Below are 17,619 nucleotides of genomic sequence, written 5' to 3'. Positions count from 1 at the left end.
TTTTAGCTGCTACCTACTCCGGAAGCGGCTCGAAGCCGCCAGCGCTGCGAAGCCCGGCGGTTTCTTTGCTGGTGAGCAGCTCGATCAGCGCGGCGGCAGCACGCGGCTGCTGGGCGCGGCTGCTGACTGCGGCGGTGTACACCGTGGCCAGCTCAAATTCCGTCGGCAGGCTGGCTGCCAGTTGCACACCCTGCGCAAAAATGATCTCCGTGGCCTGCGTGCAGCCGATGGCATTGGGCTCGCTCGATTGCGCCAGCGCGTGCATCGCCGCCGCGCCGTTGGGGTGCGGGTGCAGCCGCCCCGCCATCTCGGTATCAACCCCCAGCAGGCGCATGACCTTCATAAAGTGGATGCCGGCCGTAGCCTTGACCGGGTCGGGGAAATAAATGGCGCCGGCCGCCAGCAGGGCCTGCCTGAGCTGGGCCACCGTGGCCAGCGGCGGCACGCCGGCGCCGTCTTTCACGGCGATGCTGGTTTTGACGAGACCCAGTGGACGTGCGCTGCCCGATGCCACATCGCAGCTTTCAGTGAGTTGCGTGATCAGCGCGCTGGTCAGGATGACGACGTCGCAGGGCGCGCCAGCCAGCAACTGATCCTTCATTTTGCCGACGGCGTCGAAGCGGCCTGCTATGGCCATGCCGCTCTGCGCAAGAAAGCGATCCCCCAACGTGGTGACAAGTCCTTTGGCGGCGCCGCCGCTGAGCAGGTGCAGTGTGGTCATGGTGTCTTTCTATCGGCCTTCATCGGGCAGCACGGAAATTTTTCGGCGAGGAGCGCGTATGCGCGCCCCGCCCCGACACCTTACTCGACCTTGCCGATGCGTTTGACAACTTCCACCATGCGCCGTGAATCGGCCTGCACGTATTTTTCAAAATCAGGCGAGTCCTGGTACAGCACCGGGCTGCCGGCGTTGAGGATGACTTCCTTGACCTTGGCGTCCTGTGCCGCCGCCTTGGCGGCGGCGCGCAGGCGCTGGGCCACCGGCTCGGGTGTGTCGCGCGGAATGAACAGCCCCGACCACTGGGCGTACTCGGCGTTGTAGCCGGCGTCCTTCAGGCTGGGCACATCGGGCAAGGCGCCGAGCGGGGAGTTGCCCCAGTGGCCCAGCACCCGGATCTTGCCGGCCTTGACATGCTGCAGCACGGTGGCAGGGCCGGAAGACACCGCATCAATCTGGCCGCCCAGCAGCGCCACCACGGCCGGACCGGCGCCAGTGAAGGGCACATGCGTCATCTTGATGCCGGCGTTTTGCGACAGGATTTCCATGGGCACATGCATGGTGCCGTAGTTGCCCGAGGAGCCGTAGTTAATGGCGCCGGGGCGCTTCTTCGCGTCTTCGACAAAATCCTTGACGGTTTTCCATGGCGAATCGGCACGCACTGCCAGCACGGTGGGGTCAGCGGTGAAACGCGCGATCGGACGCAGGTCGTTCAGCGCAAACATGGGGGCGCGCCCCAGCACGGCATCGGCCTCGGGAATCACGGTCAGCGAGGACAGCGCCAGCACCATGGTGTAGCCATCGGGCTTGGCCTTGGCGGTCAGGCCCATGCCGATGCCGCCGCCGGCCCCGGCCTTGTTTTCAATGATCACGGGCTGGCCCAGCTCGCGCGACATGGCTTCGGCCACCGGGCGTGCGACCAGGTCGGCCAGGCCGCCGGGCGGGAAGGGCACGATCATGGTGATGGCGCGGGTCGGCCAGGCGCTTTGCGCGGCCACCAGGGTGGCGCTGGACAGCAACAAACTGGCGAGCAGGACGGATCTGCGTTTCATTTTTTGTCTCCTTGTTTTGAGGGGCTGGCGCGAGGCAAGAACGTGGGCTTGCTCATGATTTGCATGCTAACATCCGCTTGAATTTTTTGGGATCATCGCAATCCCTAGTCCACCCCAAGGGCCTGCGCGCACCGCTGGCCCATGAGACAAGAAAGTCCTTCATGAAAATTGCTGCCTTCCGCCACACGGGCCAGCCCGGTGTGGGCCTGGTGTCCGCCGATCTCCAGTCCGTCCAGCCTTTCGACCTGCCGGCAGCGCAGCGTGAACTCGGCGCCTTGCCGGTGATCGAGATGCTGGCGCGCGGTGAGGCCCTGCCGGCCCTGCTGGCGGCCGTCGCGCTCGCTGAGGTGCAACTGATTGCGCCCATTCCCAAACCGCGCCGCAATATTTTCTGCGTCGGCAAGAATTATTTTGCGCATGCGCGCGAGTTCGCCGGCAGCGGCTTCGACAGCAGCGCCCAAGCCGGTGAAGACATTCCGGCGGACCCGATTTATTTCACCAAGGTGCCCGAGTCGGTGGTCGGTCCCGGCGCGGCCATCGAGATGCCCGCAGCATCGGACGCCATCGACTACGAAGCCGAATTGACGGTCATCATCGGCCGTGGCGGCAAGGGTATTGCAGCGAAGGACGCGATGGCCCATGTCTGGGGCTACACCATCATCAACGATGTCACTGCGCGCGACTGGCAGAGCCGCCACAAGCAATGGTTGCTGGGCAAGTCCTTCGACACCTTTTGCCCCATGGGCCCCTGGCTGGTCAGCGCCGACGAATGCGACGGCACCAAAACCAGCGTGCGTTGTTATGTCAACGGCGAGGAGCGCCAGAACGCTTCCACCACCGACCTGATCTTCGACATCCCCAAGCTGATCGAGACCTTGTCGGCCGGCATCACGCTCTACCCCGGCGACATCATTGCCACCGGCACGCCGGTCGGTGTCGGCATCGGCTTCAAGCCGCCCAAGTACCTGAAGTCCGGTGACGTGGTGCGGGTCGAGATCGACGGTATCGGGACGCTGGAAAACCCGGTTAGGTAGCCGAGCCCCCGTGCAAAGAGCGGGGTTCAGCCTCAGCCAGCCGGTCCGTCGATACGCGGCTTTGTCAAGACAGACCAGTAGCGCACGGTATAGAGGGCGAAGCCGGCAGACCATAGTGCCGCCGATCCCAGCGTGGCCTGGATGATCCAGACGGGGGCGACGAGCGGCACGAACACGCGGACTATCGCGGCGAGCAGGATGAGGACATAACAGGACACATCGCTGCTGTCGGCCTGCAATGGCCGACCCGTATGGCCGCGTGCGGTGCGCGTCATCATGCCGATGATGAGGCCGCCGATGGCGCCTACGGTCAGCGCGTGGGTGGCCAATGAAGGGGCCACCCATCCTGCTGCTGCCAACGCGCGCAGCACCAGATGCACCGGGATCCAGAAGTAGGCCACCTGCAACACCCAGACCAATGGCGTGCGCCCTGTTTTCCATGGTCGCCACAAGCTCCAGCGGGCGAGGTGGGCGACTGCGCAGATGCCAGCCAAAGCGGCCAGCCACAAGCCAGCCAGTTGCACAACGTCGGCCAGCAACAACAGCAACACGCTTCCCAGGGCTACTTTTTCCAGCAGGGGGTGGCGCGTTGCCTGGGCTCCTGGGACGCCGTTGTTGGTGAACATGGGGATTACACGTCCGCCCATCACGGCCATGATAAACAGCATGACATCGAGGGCCAGCGCGACGCCTGCCCAGCCCGGAAGCTGCACCACGCCCAGTTGCGCCAGGTGGATGCCCAGCACGGCTGCCGACATCAGCAACAGAAGGGCGATAAAAAAGTAGTTGCGGCGATTGCGTGCAGCAATGAAAGGAATGGCCAGCGCAATCGCAGCGGCGAACGGAAAAGCCACATTGACGATGGCTGCGGCATAACCGAAAGGCGTCAACACCAGAACCCGACCTGCCAGCCACAGCGCCGCCAGCGCAGCCAGTGGCCAGCCGCTGAGTGTGGGCCGGTTCGACCAGTTGCGACCGGCTGTCAGCAGAAAGCCAACAACCACCGCCAGTGCGAAACCGAACAGCATTTCGTGCGCATGCCACAGGGGTCCCTGCAGATAGGGGCGGCCCAGCCATCCGGCAAACTGCAGCGCCCACAGGCCGATGGACAAAGCAGAGAAGGCACTTGCCAGCAGGTAAAACGGACGAAAACCAAGTTCCCAAAGTGCGTCGTTGGGATCTGGCGGCGGTGGCCGGGAAGGTTCCGGGGAGTGGGCGAAGAAGGTCACCGGTCGGTCTTTCGGTTGAGCAAGGCGCCAGGGCGGCCATGGTTGATGCGCCATGCGATGGCAGCTCCGGCGATGGTGACGGCGAACAGGGCAATGGCGACAGCGTTCAGACTGGCTCCGGCACTGCGCAAAGGACCGCCCGAAATACCACCAACCAGTCGCAGGAAGAGGGAGACGTGTAGCAGGGCAAGGGGCAAGTAAAAGAAGCTGCCAAACTGTAGCTTGACGCGCGCAATGGCCGGCAGGATCACCGGTGCATGGCCCATCATCATGCTGACGATGAAGTCCAGACCCAGCGCGTGCAGCGCGGCGTCGCGCAGGGGCAGGCCCAGGGAGGTGGCGGCCCACGCAGCGCCCGCCACTGCCAGCCACGCGTAGCCGCCGAGCAGACAAACAGCCATGTAACGGCTGAGCCCGTGCGCCCGAACGGTGTGACGGGCAATGTCATAGGCCGCAAGCCAAAGCGCCAGCAGAACCAGCGCAGCGCCGTACAGCAGTCCGCCAGCCACCGGCGCCAGCGCCGACCAGGCGGCGCCTGCGAGCAGCGTTGCCAGCACGGCCAGCAGCGACAGCTCTGCAGCGGGGCGTCGGCGCATCAGCCGCGTCATTTCCAGACGCTCGGCGGCAATGGTCATCACCAGAAAAGCGAACCACCAGGGTAGCGTCGCACCGCTGCCCTGGCCCGTGGCGAACAGCAGGTTGCCAGCCAGCCACGCGCCTGCGGCGACCAGCAGCAGCCAGGTGTGGGCTGCGCTCTGGCGCCGAACGATCACGATATTGACGGCAGTAAAGATGGCGGCGGCCCCCACACCCAGCCACGCGCCCAGATCGACCTGGCCCAGCAGCAGGAGCGCGCCCCCTGCGCCTGAGGCCAGCGGCGCAAGAAAGGCGGTGCGCAACTTGACGGCTACCGCCCGTTCGATGCCGATAACAGTTCCGAGGAAACCGCAGATCATCAGCGCGGCGTGGGACAGTGCCGCATGTCCGGGCCATGCCAGATCTGCCAAGACCGGCGAGGTCACCCCTGCGCGCAGCAGGCCGCCCGTGATGCCCGCCAGCAGCGACAGTGCGACCAGGGTGAGCAACAGTGACCGCGTTGCCAAGGTGACCCAGCGCGGTGCTGGCTGGTTTTGCAAGTGGCTGCGGCGGGGAAAGGCTGTCACCACTGCATGAAGCGCTTGGCGCTTTCGCTCATCAGCTCCGCAGACCAGGGCGGCTCCCATACCAGCTCAACTTCGATCAGAAGTTCTGGTGGTGCCACGCGGTCCAGCTCGGTTTCGACTTCGTCAATGATGAGGTCGGCGACCGGACAGGCTGCCGATGTCATCGTCAGCCACACATGCAGTTTCCCTTCGGCCACGGTGACGCTGTAGATCAGTCCGACATCGACAATGCTCATGGCAACCTCGGGATCAACCACGCGGGTCAACGCGTCCAGCAGGGGCTGGCGCAGCGCTTCCGGGCCTTCGTAGGTAAATAGTGGTCTGGTTTCCATGGCGGCTTCGCTTTTGTACGGATGCGATGGTTGAGAGGCTTTAGAGCCTTGTTCCGCCCATAGAGGCGATATAAATTCGCCCCCTCAGCCGCCATGCTGCATTGCTCGTCGTTGCCATAGCTGCGGCTCTGCCCCCTCCTGCTCGCGCACTGCCTGACAGCTAAATGAACAATTTCATGTCGTCCCCTTATTTGCGGGACAGGGCACTGGCCGCCGATGCAGTGACCGTCCGGTCTATAAACAGCACTTTGGCGAGTGCCTGCCGGTTTCGAACCAGGTCGGCAAGCGTATAACGGTCCAGGACGGTATAGAAGGCCTCAACAGCTTCACCCAGCACGCCACGCAGGCCGCAGACGCGCGCTATGGCGCAGTGACTGCTTTCTTCGGAAAAACATTCGGCCACCACGGCGGCCCCTTCAGTTTCGCGTACCACCGTACCAACGCCGACGAGCTCTGGTGGCATGGCCAGTTCGAGCCCGCCTCCCTTGCCTCGCACGTTGGCCAGCCATTCGTTCTTTCCGAGGAGGTGTACCACTTTGGTCAGGTGGTTTTCGGACACATCGAAAGACCGGGCGATGTCGGAAATCGTCGCCCGCTTTTCTGGCTGAGCGGCAAGGTAAATCAGGACGCGCAGGCTGTAGTCGGTGAAGGTGGTGAGTTTCATGAGGCGAATATAAGACCTCAGCCGCGAACCTGGAAGTCGATCACGATTTCGCCAGGTTCGCGCCGGATGTAGTTGATGCCCAGCTTTTCGCCGAAGGCCTGCTGCAACTGGTTCAACAGCGGCAACGGATCATGGTCGTTGACGAAGCGCATGGTTTCTCCTGCATGCAGACTTTCCATGGCGCCGAAGATGGCCGCGTGGCGGAAGCGCTTGGCAACACCACGGGCGTCGAAGGGGTGGACGTTGTGAAGGCTCTGCATTTCGCTCATGATGAATTTAGGCGCCGCCGCAGGAGCCGCAGCATTGACCGTCGCCGTGAGCGGACGCCAGACGGGTGATGGCCACTCGCCAGGCAGCAGGCCCTTGTTCCAGGTAAGTCCAACTGAACTTGCCCGCTAGTTCTGCCTGGAACCTGCGATGCAGCGGTTGTGGATCGTGGTCGTTAGTCAGTTCCATGGCCTGGCCGGTGGTGAGCTGGCTGAAGGTGGAAAAGATCAAGCGATGCCGCTCTTCAGGTGTAATCGTACGAATATCGAGTTGCGCAGAGCTTGGGGAATGAATCATGGGTACTCCACTTGAATATAGAAAAATTTATAAGATGTATAAATAATACACCTATTAATTCCCGAATGATAATTCCCCTATTGATTCAGGTCAACGCCACACTTCGCCGTTGTTTTCATGCGGCTTGCGGTCGACCGATCATCGGGCCCGAATACCGTTCAAGGGGTTGCTCGAACTCACTCCTTGACGAAGATCAAAGACGTTGGCAGGTATCGGCGTAAGGTCGTGCGTTGCGATGGTTCCCATCCGGGTCCCGTCTGATGTCCAGCCGTATGACTTACTCCCCTCCTTCTTCCGCCGAACTCCGTCAGGCTTCCCCCATCCAGCCAGACCTGGTGTGCCCGGCGGGTAGCCTCCCTGCGTTGAAAGCTGCGGTCGACAACGGCGCTAACTGCGTTTACCTGGGCCTGCGCGATGCAACCAACGCGCGCAACTTTGCAGGCCTTAATTTCGGGGAGCCTGCCATTGCCGACGGCATCCGGTATGCCCATGAACGCGGTTGCAAGGTATTCCTTGCCCTCAATACCTACCCGCAGGCCGCCAATCCAGGCCTCTGGCGCGCAGCGCTGGACCAGGCCGCGAATCTGGGGGTGGACGCCGTGATCCTGGCCGATCCTGGGCTCATGCAATACGCCGCTTCGCGTTATCCGGCGTTGCGCCTGCACCTGTCGGTGCAAGGCTCTGCAACCAATTACGAGGCGATCAACTTCTACCGCGAGCAGTTCGGCATCGTTCGCGCGGTGTTGCCCCGCGTGCTGTCGCTTGACCAGGTGCGGCAGGTCATTGACAAAACACCGGTGGAGATCGAGGTTTTCGGTTTTGGCAGCCTGTGTGTGATGGTGGAGGGGCGCTGCGCGCTGTCTTCCTATGTAACGGGCGAGTCGCCCAACACGCATGGCGTGTGCTCGCCTGCCAAGTCCGTTCGTTGGCAGGAAACGCCGCAGGGCCTGGAGTCGCGGCTGGGTGGGGTGTTGATCGACCGTTACACCGTTGCTGAGAACGCAGGCTACCCGACGTTGTGCAAGGGGCGCTTTGATGTGGGTGATGACAAAAGCTATTACGCCATCGAAGAGCCGGCCAGCCTCAACACCCTCGAACTCTTGCCCCAACTCATGAAAATGGGCGTGCGGGCCATCAAAATCGAGGGCCGTCAGCGCAGTCTGGCCTATGTCGCCCAGGTCACCCGCGTCTGGCGCGAGGCGATTGACCATTGTGCGGCCAACCCGCATCGCTATGCACCAAAAACCAGCTGGATGGCCAGCCTTGACCAGGTGGCCGAAGGACAGCAGCACACACTGGGGGCCTACCACCGGCCCTGGAAATGATGAAACGCTGCGCCATGAAAATCTCTCTCGGCCCGCTTCTCTACTATTGGCGACGGGATGCCATTTTCAGCTTCTACGATGACGTCGCTGCGACGCCGGTAGATGTGGTTTACCTCGGGGAAACCGTGTGTTCAAGGCGCCGTGAGATTCGCCTGAGCGACTGGCTGGACATCGCAAAAAATTTGCGCGCTGCTGGCAAGGAGGTGGTGTTATCGAGCCAGGTGCTGCTGGAGTCTGGCAGCGACGTCAGCGCCATGCAAAAGATCACCGCCAATGGTGATTTTCTGGTTGAGGCCAACGACATGGGCGCAGTCCGGGGCCTGGCCGGGACGCTGCCATTTGTGGCCGGCCCGCATCTCAATATCTACAACCTCGGTTCCTTGCAGTGGATGGCCTCGCTGGGCGCGAGCCGCTGGGTCATGCCATTGGAGATGAAGCGGGATGATCTTTCGCTGTTGCAGCAAGGCCGCCCGGCTGGCCTGGCGACGGAGGTGTTTGCCTATGGTCGCATGCCACTGGCTTTTTCGGCGCGTTGTTTTACTGCACGGCAACGTAATTTGCCGAAAGACGACTGCCGCTTCAGCTGCCTGGATCATCTTGACGGGTTGATGCTCAGGACCAGGGAACGCGAGGAGTTTCTGGTGCTCAATGGCACACAAACCCAGTCGGCGCGGGTCTACAACCTGGTGGACGTGCTGGATGACATGCGCGATATCGGTGTGGATGTGGTTCGCCTCAGCCCGCAGGCCGGGCACATGAAAGAAGTGATTGCCGTGTTCGACGCGGCGCGGCACGGACGATTGACACCGCAGGAAGCGCTGGCGCGCATGCAACCCCTGATGCCGGAGCAGGGTTGCAACGGCTATTGGTACGGCCGCCCTGGGATGGAGCAGCTAACACCTGCAGTGGTGGTCTGACGACGATGTACCACGGCGAACGCTTCAACAGCATCAGCCATCTCGCCGGCGCCGGGCTGGCCGTGGCCGGATCGGCCGCGCTGATCGTGCCAGCCGGTTTGGTCGGCGATCCCTGGAAAATTGTGGGCTTCAGTATTTACGGCGCCATGCTGGTGGCGTTGTACGTCTTTTCCACGCTTTATCACAGCCTACGCGGCCGCGCCAAAAAAGTGCTCCGCAAGTTTGACCATTGCTCGATCTACCTGCTGATCGCAGGCAGCTACACGCCTTTCGCGCTGGTGTCGTTGCGCGGTGCCTGGGGCTGGTCCTTGCTGGGCGTGGTCTGGAGCCTGGCCTTGCTGGGCATCGTTCAGGAAATCTGGCTGGCCAAAGGTGCGCGTGTTCTGTCTCTGGTTATTTATGTATTGATGGGCTGGCTGGCGCTGGTGGCCGTGGCGCCCTTGTGGGCCGCCCTGACGCCTGCGGGCTTTGCCTGGCTGGCCGCAGGCGGTGCCTGCTACACGCTGGGCATAGGTTTCTACGTCACCGACCACAAGCTGCGTCACGGGCACGGCTGGTGGCACCTGTGCGTGCTCGGAGGCAGCATTTGCCACTTCATCACCATGCTGCTCTATGTGGCCTGATTGTCTGATCGCCATGAAGCCCTTGTCGCAATTTCCCTCCTTTGCATTGCCGTCGGCCCTCGGGTCGCTGCTGCACCGCCTGCCGGCCTACCCCGGCGCTATGCTTCTGGCGAGCGCGCTTAACCTGAGCCTGGCTCGTCAGCTACCGGCCGACGTGTGCGACTTGCTGCTGCACAAAAAGCTGCGCATTCATGTGCGCGACGCGCGTTTGACCTTTGACTTTTCATGGACCGGGCAACGCTTCGCCGCCAGCCCCCAGCACGAGGCTCCAGATCTCGCCATCAGCGCCAATGCGCATGATTTCATGCGTCTTGCCCAAAGGCAGGAAGATCCGGACACGCTTTTTTTCAGCCGCCGCCTGACCATGGAAGGTGACACCGAACTGGGCCTGGTCGTCAAGAACGCGCTTGATGCCCTGGAGTTGCCTGCGTTCGAGCCGCAGCAGTGGTCGCCACGTCAGTTGCTGGCTCGTCTTGGCCCACGCAAACGCATGGCAGGCGTCGGGCCGCGAGAGAACGCAGGAGAAAGACATGACTGACAACGGTGGCCGCCTCCCCTTGGTGTACGCGTGCTCGGGTTGCTCCAGTGCCGCCCAATTGGCCAACCATGTAGCGCTGCAGCTAGACCGGCGCGGCGTTGCTGAGATGTCATGCATTGCGGGCGTGGGTGGCGACGTGCCCCATTTGGTGAAAATCGCGCGCTCTGGCCGCTCCGTCATCGCCCTGGACGGGTGTCCACTGGCCTGTGTCAAAAGCGTGCTCACGCGACATGGCATCACTGCTGACCGGCATTACCCGCTCCAGCAATACGGTGTCAAAAAGCGAACGCATGAAGACTTTGACCCCACGCAGGCGACGGTGGTACTGGAGCGCGTGATGGCAGACCTGCTGGCTGTACCCCTGCGCGCTTCTGACATCGATGCCAAGGGCTAGCCCGATGAGCGCATGACCCTCCGGCGAATCATTGTGGGAATCTCCGGCGCCAGCGGCGCGGTGTACGGGACGCGCCTGCTGCAAGCACTCCATGGAATGACGGGCGTCGAGACCCATCTGGTGGTGTCCGACGCGGGCTGGCGTAATCTGGATCAGGAGCAGGGCATGAGCCGAGCCGCGCTCGAAGCCCTGGCCGGCCAGGTACACGACGTGCGCGATGTGGGCGCGTCTATCGCCAGCGGCTCTTTTTCATGCAGCGCCATGGTCGTGGCGCCTTGCTCCATGCGAACGCTGGCCGCAGTTGCCCACGGGCTGGCGGACAACCTCCTTACTCGGGCCGCCGACGTGATGTTGAAGGAGCGCCGGCGGCTGGTGCTGATGGTGCGTGAATCTCCGCTGCACCTCGGTCATCTGCGCAACATGGTCAGCGTGACCGAAATGGGCGGCATCATCTGCCCGCCCTTGCCGGCTTTCTATCTGCGCCCGCAGTCGGTGGCCGAACTGGTGGACGGCAGCGTGGCGCGTGTGCTCGACTTGTTGGAACTGCCACATCAGTTGGCGCCGCGATGGGAAGGGGTTCTGGCCGCTGCCAGTGGCTGATCCATGGGTTACCGTGACTTGCGCGATTTCATGGCTCAGCTAGAGCAGACGGGCGACCTGCGCCGAGTAGGCGAGCCCGTGTCACCGCACCTGGAAATGACGGCACTGTGCGACCGGGTGCTGCGTGCGGGTGGACCGGCCCTGTTGTTTGAACACCCTACCGGACACAGCATGCCGGTGCTGGCCAACCTGTTCGGTACGCCGGCGCGTGTGGCCCGCGCCATGGGTGTGGCCGATCTGCGCGCTTTGCGCTCTTTTGGCGAAGTGCTCGCCGCCCTCAAGGAGCCCGAAGCGCCCAAGGGCTTGAAAGACATGCTCGGGCTGGGCGGTTTGCTCAAAACCTTGTGGCACATGGCGCCGCGCGAGCTGCGCTCGGCACCCTGCCAGGAGGTGGTGTGGGAAGGTGCCGATGTCGACCTCGCGCGCCTGCCGGTGCAGCATTGCTGGCCCGGCGACGTCGCGCCCCTGGTCACCTGGGGCCTGGTCATCACACAGGGACCACACAAACCGCGACAAAACCTGGGCATTTACCGTCAGCAAGTGCTCTCTCGCAACCAGCTCATCATGCGCTGGCTGGCTCACCGTGGCGGCGCGCTTGATTTTCGCGATCATGGCGCCGCGCACCCGGGCCAGCCTTACCCCGTGGCGGTGGCCCTGGGGGCCGACCCGGCCACCATCCTCGGGGCGGTAACACCGGTGCCCGACAGCCTCTCTGAATACCAGTTCGCAGGCCTTTTGCGGGGCGCACGTACCGACCTTGTGCGCGCCTTGGGCAGCGGTTTGAGCGTGCCCGCCACTGCCGAGATCGTGCTGGAGGGGCATATCTATCCGGATGCCACTCATCCCACCGGCTACCAGCACGCGCTTGAAGGACCGTTTGGCGATCACACCGGATACTACAACGAACAGGCCTCGTTCCCGGTGTTCACGGTGGACCGCATTAGCTTGCGGCGCGACCCGATCTACCACTCCACCTACACCGGCAAACCCCCGGACGAGCCCGCCGTCCTTGGCATGGCCCTGAACGAGCTGTTCATTCCCCTGCTGCAAAGGCAGTTTCCGGAGATCACCGATTTCTACCTGCCGCCCGAAGGCTGCAGCTACCGCATGGCGCTGGTGCGCATCAAAAAGGCCTACCCCGGTCATGCACGGCGCGTGATGATGGGCGTATGGAGCCACCTGCGCCAGTTCCTGTACACCAAGTTTGTGGTGGTGGTGGACGACGACGTGGACGTACGCGACTGGCGTGAGGTGGTCTGGGCCATCACTACCCGCATGGACCCGGCACGCGACACCATGCTGATAGAAAACACGCCCATCGACTACCTCGATTTTGCTTCGCCGGTGAGCGGCCTGGGCAGCAAGATGGGGCTGGACGCAACGAACAAATGGCCCGGAGAAACGCAGCGGGAGTGGGGCCGTCCCATCACCATGGATGCCGCGGTCCAGGCGCGCATGGACGGCATCTTTCAGTCACTCGGACTGTGAAGGGTGCGGTGTCGCGTGTGTTGTGACAGCGGCTTGCCCCAATCGCACAATGCCTCATGGACTTCAATCACTCCCCCCAAGCGCTGGCGCTGCGCCGGCAACTCGAAGCCTTCATGCAGCAGTACCTGCTGCCCTACAACGCGGCGTGGCACCGCTCGGTGCAGGAAGGGATTTATCCGCCGCCCTTTCTGGAAGACCTCAAGACCCTGGCACGGGAGGAGGGTCTTTGGAACCTGTTTTTGCCCAGCCTGCGAGAGGACGAACCCGGCACCCGTCTGGGCCATCTTGACTACGCACCGCTGGCGGAAACCATGGGCCGTCTGCCTTGGGCTGCAGAAGTGTTCAACTGCAGCGCACCCGACACCGGCAACATGGAATTGCTGCATCGCTTTGCCAGCTCGGCGCAACGCGACCAGTGGTTGACACCTTTGCTCGAAGGCCGTATCCGGTCTGCCTTTGCGATGTCCGAACCCGATGTGGCCTCTTCCGACCCGACCAATCTGCAGACCACCGCGCGGCGAGAAGGCGGGCAACTGGTGATCAATGGCCGCAAGTGGTTTATCACCGGTGCTGCGCATCCGAACTGCCGGCTGCTGGTGGTGATGTGCCGCAATGACGAGGGCGGAACCGAAGGCGACCCTGCAAGTGCTCACCATCGCCATAGCATGGTGCTGCTGCCCATGGACACGCCGGGCGTGCAGGTGCTGCGCAATATTTCTGTGGTGCACCACCATGCGCCTGAAGGGCATTGCGAAATCCTGCTGCGTGATGTACGCGTCCCAGCCGACCATCTGCTGGGTGGGTGGGGCGAGGGCTTTGCCATGGCACAGGCGCGCCTTGGGCCGGGAAGGGTGCACCATTGCATGCGCAGCATCGGGCAGTGCGAGCTGGCACTGGAGCTGGCCAGCGAGCGCACGCTGGAGCGCCAGGCCTTCGGCAAATATCTCTCGGATTTTTCGAATGTGCAGGAATGGATTGCCGAGTCCCGCATCGAAATCGATCAGGCGCGCCTGCTGATTCTTCACGCAGCCTGGGCGCTGGACGAAGGCAAAGACGATGCGGCGCAACTGCGCGCGCGGGTCGCCGCCATCAAAGTAGTGGCGGCACGGCTGCAGACCCGAGTGGTGGACCGTGCCATGCAGGCCTTCGGTGCCATGGGGCTGTCACCCGATACCCCGCTGGCTTATTTCTGGACCTGGGGCCGGGCCCTGCACCTGATGGACGGACCCGACGAAGTGCACCTGCGCACCGTGGCGCGGCATGAACTGGCGCAGACGCGGGCACGTGCAGGCGAGACGGCGGCTTACTTCACTACACCCGAGCAATTGCAGGCTTCCCCGCGCATCCGGTGAATCACGCCACCAGCGGCACTTCCTGCATCGCTTCGGTCTGTTCTTCAAGCATGTCAACCTGGCCTTTCCAGTAGTCGCTGGAGCCGAACCACGGAAAGTTGATCGGAAAAATCGGGTCGTGCCAGCGCTGGGCCAGCCAGGCGCTGTAGTGCACCAGGCGCAGGGTGCGCAGCGGCTCGATCAGGGCCAGCTCGCCCCTGGGGAATTCGCGGAACTCTTCGTAACCGTCGACCAGCGCGCCCAGTTGTTGCAGGCACTGCGCGCGTTCGCCAGACAGCAGCATCCACAAATCCTGCACCGCCGGGCCGCTGCGCGCGTCGTCGAGATCAACGAAGTGCGGTCCCGCACCTTCCAGGCCTTCCGGTGTCCACAGGATGTTGCCCGGGTGGCAGTCGCCGTGCAGTCGCAGGCTGCGGATGTCGCCGACACTTTCGAACACCGCTTGCGCGACATCCATGGCTTGCTCGAAAGCTTTGAGCCAGCGCGACGCCATGTCCAGCGGCAGATAGTTGCCGCTCAGCAACAGGTCGCGGCTGGCGTGGCCGAAGGTTTGTATGTCCAGTGCGGGCCGGTGTTTGAAGGGCCGGGCGCTGCCGACGGTGTGGATGCGCGCCAGGAAGCGGCCTATCCATTCGAGCACGCTGAAATCCTCCAGCTCGGGCCGGCGGCCGCCGCGACGCGGTGACACGCTGAAACTGAAGCCCTCGAAGTGGTGCAGGGTGCAGCCGGCTATGACCAGTGCGCCGACCACCGGGATTTCCGCCGCCATCAGTTCAGCCGCAAACTCATGCTCTTCGACAATCTGCAGGTCGCTCCAGCGCCCGGGCCGATAGAACTTGACCACCACGATGTCACCCGCGGCAGCGCCCGCGCCCGCCGGGGTTTCGAGATGCACCTGGTAGACCCGGTTTTCGTAACTCGACAGCGCCATCAGGCGGCCGTCGCCCAGCAGGCCCACGCTGGCCAGCGCGTCGAGCACCACGTCGGGCGTGAGCTTTTCGTAGGCGTGCAGCGCCTGGGGCGGCATGGCGGTCGGGGGCAGGTCGGTCAGAGGCTCGTCAATCATGTCCCCATTGTCGTTGTTCCCGTCCCAGGCCTTGTTTTTAAGGAAAAAAGGCCTCTAGCCCATATCTGGCGAGCGCAAGCAGCTATAAAAATCATAGCGATTGCGACTGCTGTCAGAACGCCAGGATATGCCCGGTTCGCGGGTCGCCCTTACCGCCCAGCACCTGCTGGTAGGCAGCAGCCACGGCGGGCTCGCCCTTGTGCTGCTGCACCAGCAGCCAAGGCGCCGGACCCTGGCTGACGCGGGTGCTGAAGGCCTGCCAGGCCTGCACCAAACGCAGGCCCAAAACCTCCTTGCCCCAGTCGGCGCTGCGCTTCTTGATCTGCGCCGGCGCAAAAAACAGCGTGGCGCGCGGGCCAGGCAGGTCCTTGGCGCCGCCGAGCTCGGTGACGTGGGTTCCGCCGATGGCGCAGCTGTACTTCAGATTCACAAAGCGGCTGTGGATGGCGTGACGCAGTCTGGCGTTACCGGCAAAGTCGATGTAGATGCAGGCGCGCTCAAAGGAGATGGTCTCAAGCTGGTCATAGGTCAGCACGCGGTTGTAACAACCCAGGCTTTCGCAGAAGGCCACATTGCCGGGCGATGTCAGGCCGATGACTTCGATGCCGGGACGCTGCGCGAGCTGGAAGGCCGTGCCGTAGGCGGTTTTGCTCGATGCGCTGGACAGCAGCATGGCGCCACCGGCCGCGCCGAAAAAATCGTTGTCGGCCAGGAAGTCATCGATCAGGAAGGAGGTGATGAACAGCGGCCGCAGCAAGGCCTGAATCGCTTCGGTCGAGGCGGTGTAGAACGGGTCGGTGTTGCAGCGCAGGTACTGGTTGTACACCGCGTGGAGTTCGCGCCGGTGCGGCGCGCCGTCGTAAAAACCGCTGCTGTCCAGCCGCGCCGGGCTCAGCACGGCTTCGGACGCCATCGGGAAGTAGCCGTAAATCTTTTCACCGATGGCCACACCGGGGTGCAGCGACTGCGCCACCGTGCCAAAGCCCCAGACCGGGATGCTGGCCCAACCCTCCTCCCCGGTCGGGAAAAACTGCCAGTAGTTCATCGCGTCGCCAAAGGCGGCGTAGGTGATGTTGTTGGAGGTTAGCGCGAAAGAATCGACAAACACGCGCACCTGGCTGTCGGCCAGCGCGGTGGCCTCGGCAATGTGCAGACGGGTTTCGGCGAGCTGGTTTTTGCGAACGAGGAGGGTGGTGGTGCTCATGCCAGCAACATAAGCGAAAAAGCCCACCGGCTCAACACCGGCGGGCCGCCTTCGCGACAGCTTTTTCAAAAAGGGTGCCTTACACGAAGTGAAAAGCCTAGGAGCCTGTCGGGCTTGGGGCGTCGAGAGCGAAAATCGGCCCCGGCGAGGACAGTTTTTGCCGGATTTGCAGGCCCATAGCCCAGCTATGGGACAAAAAGACGGTGAAAAACGGACCGTCGCGGCCGCTTTGCAGCCGACGTTCCTTCTGCCGCCCAGGCTCCTAGACAGGCGCGGGCGCTAGACTTCGGGTTCATGCAAATAAAAGGTACTCCCCGCGACGCTAGGCCTGCGCGCCCGTCATCCCCCCAGGACAAGTCCGCACAGGTGATCGAGGAAATTCGCCCTGGGCAGTCGCTGGAGTTGCTCAAAGAACTGCACATTCTGACGCGCGAAGGCAAGCTCAACCAGGACACGCGGCGCAAGCTCAAGCAGGTCTACCACCTGTACCAGTTCATCGCGCCCCTGCTGGAAGAGGTCTCCGCCGGCGGCAAGGTGTTCGCGCTGGCCGACCACGGCGCGGGCAAGTCCTACCTGGGCTTCATCCTGTACGACCTGTTTTTCAACGTGGCGCATGCGGGCAAAAAGCCGACAGGAACAATTTACGGCATCGAAACCCGTGCCGAACTGGTAAACAAATCGCGCGAACTCGCGCAGCGACTGGGCTTTGCCAACATGGCATTCCTGAATCTGTCCGTGCAACAGGCCACAGCCTCGGCGGAGTTGCCGGCGCAGGTGGACATCGTCACTGCGCTGCATGCCTGCGACACCGCGACCGACGACGCAATCGCCTTTGGCCTGGCCAAGCAGGCGCGCCACATGGTGCTGGTGCCCTGCTGCCAGGCCGAGGTGGCCGGTGTGCTGCGCAGCAACAAGGCGCTGAGCCTGTCGAAAAGCCCGCTGGCCGAACTCTGGCGGCACCCGCTGCACACACGCGAGTTCGGCAGCCAGATCACCAATGTGTTGCGCTGCCTGCAGCTCGAAGCCAACGGCTACCAGGTGACGGTGACCGAGCTGGTCGGATGGGCGCACTCGATGAAAAACGAACTCATCATTGCCAGCCGGCCTGCAGCGCCCAATGCTGCCAAGACGCGCGAGGCGCAGCAGCGCTTGCGGGAGGTGTTGGCGGCGCTGAATTTGGGCGTGTTGGTCACGCGCTTTGATGTGGCGGAGTCTTAATTCCATTTCTACTTCATAAATGAAGTAATCAAGGAGCTCACAATCCAATCCCAAGAGACAATGGTGCGCACAGTTTCAGGGTTTTGCTCCAAAGTTCTGAGTCCCAGTGCAAGCTGCTCCTCCAGCGCGTCAAGGCTG

General features: G+C 63.0%; 20 protein-coding genes. 10 read left to right on the top strand and 10 right to left on the bottom strand.

Features of this window, described 5'->3' with window-relative positions; genetic code table 11:
- Window positions 1–13: 13 nt before the first annotated feature.
- Together Q8O29_RS02490 and Q8O29_RS02485 are read right to left on the bottom strand one after the other, a co-directional pair.
- Window positions 14–721: a substrate-binding domain-containing protein gene (locus Q8O29_RS02490; RefSeq protein ID WP_305560479.1), complete on the bottom strand. Its 708-nt coding sequence runs from the start codon at window positions 719–721 to the stop codon at window positions 14–16.
- An 80-nt stretch (window positions 722–801) separates the two neighbouring features.
- Window positions 802–1,770 (bottom strand): tripartite tricarboxylate transporter substrate binding protein, encoded by a 969-nt coding sequence (locus Q8O29_RS02485; protein ID WP_305560478.1) that lies wholly within the window; start codon window positions 1,768–1,770, stop codon window positions 802–804.
- Between the two features lie 161 nt (window positions 1,771–1,931).
- On the opposite strand from Q8O29_RS02485, the gene Q8O29_RS02480 reads away from it, so the two are divergent.
- Window positions 1,932–2,804, top strand: coding sequence for a fumarylacetoacetate hydrolase family protein (locus Q8O29_RS02480; RefSeq protein ID WP_305560477.1), 873 nt, complete (start codon window positions 1,932–1,934; stop codon window positions 2,802–2,804).
- A gap of 32 nt (window positions 2,805–2,836) precedes the next feature.
- On the opposite strand, the gene Q8O29_RS02475 is transcribed toward Q8O29_RS02480, so the two are convergent.
- The 6 genes from Q8O29_RS02475 to Q8O29_RS02450 form a co-directional block, all read right to left on the bottom strand.
- Complete coding sequence (locus tag Q8O29_RS02475; RefSeq protein WP_305560476.1) at window positions 2,837–4,087, bottom strand: NnrS family protein; 1,251 nt, start codon at window positions 4,085–4,087, stop codon at window positions 2,837–2,839.
- Window positions 4,030–5,196, bottom strand: a complete 1,167-nt coding sequence (locus Q8O29_RS02470) for a hypothetical protein (RefSeq protein ID WP_305560475.1) — start codon at window positions 5,194–5,196, stop codon at window positions 4,030–4,032. The genes Q8O29_RS02475 and Q8O29_RS02470 overlap by 58 nt, the downstream gene beginning before the upstream one ends.
- The gene (locus Q8O29_RS02465; RefSeq protein ID WP_305560474.1) at window positions 5,193–5,528 is read right to left on the bottom strand and encodes a metal-sulfur cluster assembly factor; all 336 of its coding nucleotides are present in this window, start codon (window positions 5,526–5,528) and stop codon (window positions 5,193–5,195) included. The genes Q8O29_RS02470 and Q8O29_RS02465 overlap by 4 nt, the downstream gene beginning before the upstream one ends.
- Before the next feature lie 187 nt (window positions 5,529–5,715).
- Entirely contained in the window at window positions 5,716–6,192 is a 477-nt protein-coding gene (locus Q8O29_RS02460; RefSeq protein WP_305560473.1) for an Rrf2 family transcriptional regulator, read from the bottom strand.
- Between the two features lie 17 nt (window positions 6,193–6,209).
- The gene (locus Q8O29_RS02455; protein WP_305560472.1) at window positions 6,210–6,461 is read right to left on the bottom strand and encodes a DUF2249 domain-containing protein; all 252 of its coding nucleotides are present in this window, start codon (window positions 6,459–6,461) and stop codon (window positions 6,210–6,212) included.
- Between the two features lie 7 nt (window positions 6,462–6,468).
- The gene (locus tag Q8O29_RS02450) at window positions 6,469–6,756 is read right to left on the bottom strand and encodes a DUF2249 domain-containing protein (RefSeq protein ID WP_305560471.1); all 288 of its coding nucleotides are present in this window, start codon (window positions 6,754–6,756) and stop codon (window positions 6,469–6,471) included.
- A gap of 272 nt (window positions 6,757–7,028) precedes the next feature.
- Between Q8O29_RS02450 and Q8O29_RS02445 the strand changes: the two genes are divergently transcribed.
- Genes Q8O29_RS02445 through Q8O29_RS02410 form a run of 8 tightly spaced genes read left to right on the top strand, consistent with a single transcriptional unit; the run spans window position 7,029 to window position 13,993 of the window.
- A complete protein-coding gene (locus Q8O29_RS02445; RefSeq protein ID WP_305560470.1) occupies window positions 7,029–8,081 on the top strand; it encodes a peptidase U32 family protein in 1,053 nt (350 codons plus the stop codon).
- Window positions 8,082–8,095: 14 nt separating this feature from the next.
- Window positions 8,096–8,998: a U32 family peptidase gene (locus Q8O29_RS02440; protein ID WP_305560469.1), complete on the top strand. Its 903-nt coding sequence runs from the start codon at window positions 8,096–8,098 to the stop codon at window positions 8,996–8,998.
- 5 nt (window positions 8,999–9,003) lie between these two features.
- Entirely contained in the window at window positions 9,004–9,621 is a 618-nt protein-coding gene (locus Q8O29_RS02435; RefSeq protein ID WP_305560468.1) for a hemolysin III family protein, read from the top strand.
- Window positions 9,611–10,159 carry an SCP2 domain-containing protein gene (locus tag Q8O29_RS02430; RefSeq protein WP_305560467.1) on the top strand — a complete coding sequence of 183 codons (549 nt, stop codon included), beginning with the start codon at window positions 9,611–9,613 and terminating at the stop codon, window positions 10,157–10,159. Before Q8O29_RS02435 ends, Q8O29_RS02430 begins: the two co-directional genes overlap by 11 nt.
- A complete protein-coding gene (locus tag Q8O29_RS02425; RefSeq protein WP_305560466.1) occupies window positions 10,152–10,553 on the top strand; it encodes a putative zinc-binding protein in 402 nt (133 codons plus the stop codon). The genes Q8O29_RS02430 and Q8O29_RS02425 overlap by 8 nt, the downstream gene beginning before the upstream one ends.
- Before the next feature lie 12 nt (window positions 10,554–10,565).
- Window positions 10,566–11,153, top strand: coding sequence for a UbiX family flavin prenyltransferase (locus Q8O29_RS02420; protein ID WP_305560465.1), 588 nt, complete (start codon window positions 10,566–10,568; stop codon window positions 11,151–11,153).
- A gap of 3 nt (window positions 11,154–11,156) precedes the next feature.
- On the top strand, window positions 11,157–12,641 hold the full coding sequence (ubiD, locus tag Q8O29_RS02415; protein WP_305560464.1) for a 4-hydroxy-3-polyprenylbenzoate decarboxylase: 1,485 nt from the start codon (window positions 11,157–11,159) through the stop codon (window positions 12,639–12,641).
- A 56-nt stretch (window positions 12,642–12,697) separates the two neighbouring features.
- On the top strand, window positions 12,698–13,993 hold the full coding sequence (locus Q8O29_RS02410; RefSeq protein ID WP_305560463.1) for an acyl-CoA dehydrogenase family protein: 1,296 nt from the start codon (window positions 12,698–12,700) through the stop codon (window positions 13,991–13,993).
- A gap of 1 nt (window position 13,994) precedes the next feature.
- Here the strand turns inward: Q8O29_RS02410 and Q8O29_RS02405 are convergent, their stop codons facing one another.
- Together Q8O29_RS02405 and Q8O29_RS02400 are read right to left on the bottom strand one after the other, a co-directional pair.
- Window positions 13,995–15,059: a serine/threonine protein kinase gene (locus Q8O29_RS02405; protein ID WP_305560462.1), complete on the bottom strand. Its 1,065-nt coding sequence runs from the start codon at window positions 15,057–15,059 to the stop codon at window positions 13,995–13,997.
- Window positions 15,060–15,171: 112 nt separating this feature from the next.
- Window positions 15,172–16,263, bottom strand: coding sequence for a DUF2855 family protein (locus Q8O29_RS02400; RefSeq protein ID WP_305560461.1), 1,092 nt, complete (start codon window positions 16,261–16,263; stop codon window positions 15,172–15,174).
- Window positions 16,264–16,557: 294 nt separating this feature from the next.
- Between Q8O29_RS02400 and Q8O29_RS02395 the strand changes: the two genes are divergently transcribed.
- On the top strand, window positions 16,558–17,481 hold the full coding sequence (locus Q8O29_RS02395) for an SAM-dependent methyltransferase (RefSeq protein ID WP_305560460.1): 924 nt from the start codon (window positions 16,558–16,560) through the stop codon (window positions 17,479–17,481).
- The last annotated feature ends 138 nt before the right edge of the window (window positions 17,482–17,619 follow it).

This window comes from Polaromonas sp. (genome assembly GCF_030689685.1).
GTDB lineage: Bacteria > Pseudomonadota > Gammaproteobacteria > Burkholderiales > Burkholderiaceae_C > Polaromonas.
Note: the sequence above shows the minus strand (reverse complement) of the source record. Positions and strands in the feature narration are given on the sequence as shown.

What these genes read in the sequence shown, in the direction of transcription:
- ubiD (WP_305560464.1), top strand. Translation starts at nt 11,157, where the DNA reads ATGGGTTACCGTGACTTGCGCGATTTCATGGCTCAGCTAGAGCAGACG.
- Q8O29_RS02445 (WP_305560470.1), top strand. Translation starts at nt 7,029, where the DNA reads ATGACTTACTCCCCTCCTTCTTCCGCCGAACTCCGTCAGGCTTCCCCC.
- Q8O29_RS02460 (WP_305560473.1), bottom strand. Translation starts at nt 6,192, where the DNA reads ATGAAACTCACCACCTTCACCGACTACAGCCTGCGCGTCCTGATTTAC.
- Q8O29_RS02480 (WP_305560477.1), top strand. Translation starts at nt 1,932, where the DNA reads ATGAAAATTGCTGCCTTCCGCCACACGGGCCAGCCCGGTGTGGGCCTG.
- Q8O29_RS02405 (WP_305560462.1), bottom strand. Translation starts at nt 15,059, where the DNA reads ATGATTGACGAGCCTCTGACCGACCTGCCCCCGACCGCCATGCCGCCC.
- Q8O29_RS02465 (WP_305560474.1), bottom strand. Translation starts at nt 5,528, where the DNA reads ATGGAAACCAGACCACTATTTACCTACGAAGGCCCGGAAGCGCTGCGC.
- Q8O29_RS02440 (WP_305560469.1), top strand. Translation starts at nt 8,096, where the DNA reads ATGAAAATCTCTCTCGGCCCGCTTCTCTACTATTGGCGACGGGATGCC.
- Q8O29_RS02420 (WP_305560465.1), top strand. Translation starts at nt 10,566, where the DNA reads ATGACCCTCCGGCGAATCATTGTGGGAATCTCCGGCGCCAGCGGCGCG.
- Q8O29_RS02455 (WP_305560472.1), bottom strand. Translation starts at nt 6,461, where the DNA reads ATGAGCGAAATGCAGAGCCTTCACAACGTCCACCCCTTCGACGCCCGT.
- Q8O29_RS02450 (WP_305560471.1), bottom strand. Translation starts at nt 6,756, where the DNA reads ATGATTCATTCCCCAAGCTCTGCGCAACTCGATATTCGTACGATTACA.
- Q8O29_RS02430 (WP_305560467.1), top strand. Translation starts at nt 9,611, where the DNA reads ATGTGGCCTGATTGTCTGATCGCCATGAAGCCCTTGTCGCAATTTCCC.
- Q8O29_RS02475 (WP_305560476.1), bottom strand. Translation starts at nt 4,087, where the DNA reads ATGGCGCATCAACCATGGCCGCCCTGGCGCCTTGCTCAACCGAAAGAC.
- Q8O29_RS02400 (WP_305560461.1), bottom strand. Translation starts at nt 16,263, where the DNA reads ATGAGCACCACCACCCTCCTCGTTCGCAAAAACCAGCTCGCCGAAACC.
- Q8O29_RS02425 (WP_305560466.1), top strand. Translation starts at nt 10,152, where the DNA reads ATGACTGACAACGGTGGCCGCCTCCCCTTGGTGTACGCGTGCTCGGGT.
- Q8O29_RS02435 (WP_305560468.1), top strand. Translation starts at nt 9,004, where the DNA reads ATGTACCACGGCGAACGCTTCAACAGCATCAGCCATCTCGCCGGCGCC.
- Q8O29_RS02410 (WP_305560463.1), top strand. Translation starts at nt 12,698, where the DNA reads ATGGACTTCAATCACTCCCCCCAAGCGCTGGCGCTGCGCCGGCAACTC.
- Q8O29_RS02490 (WP_305560479.1), bottom strand. Translation starts at nt 721, where the DNA reads ATGACCACACTGCACCTGCTCAGCGGCGGCGCCGCCAAAGGACTTGTC.
- Q8O29_RS02485 (WP_305560478.1), bottom strand. Translation starts at nt 1,770, where the DNA reads ATGAAACGCAGATCCGTCCTGCTCGCCAGTTTGTTGCTGTCCAGCGCC.
- Q8O29_RS02395 (WP_305560460.1), top strand. Translation starts at nt 16,558, where the DNA reads ATGCAAATAAAAGGTACTCCCCGCGACGCTAGGCCTGCGCGCCCGTCA.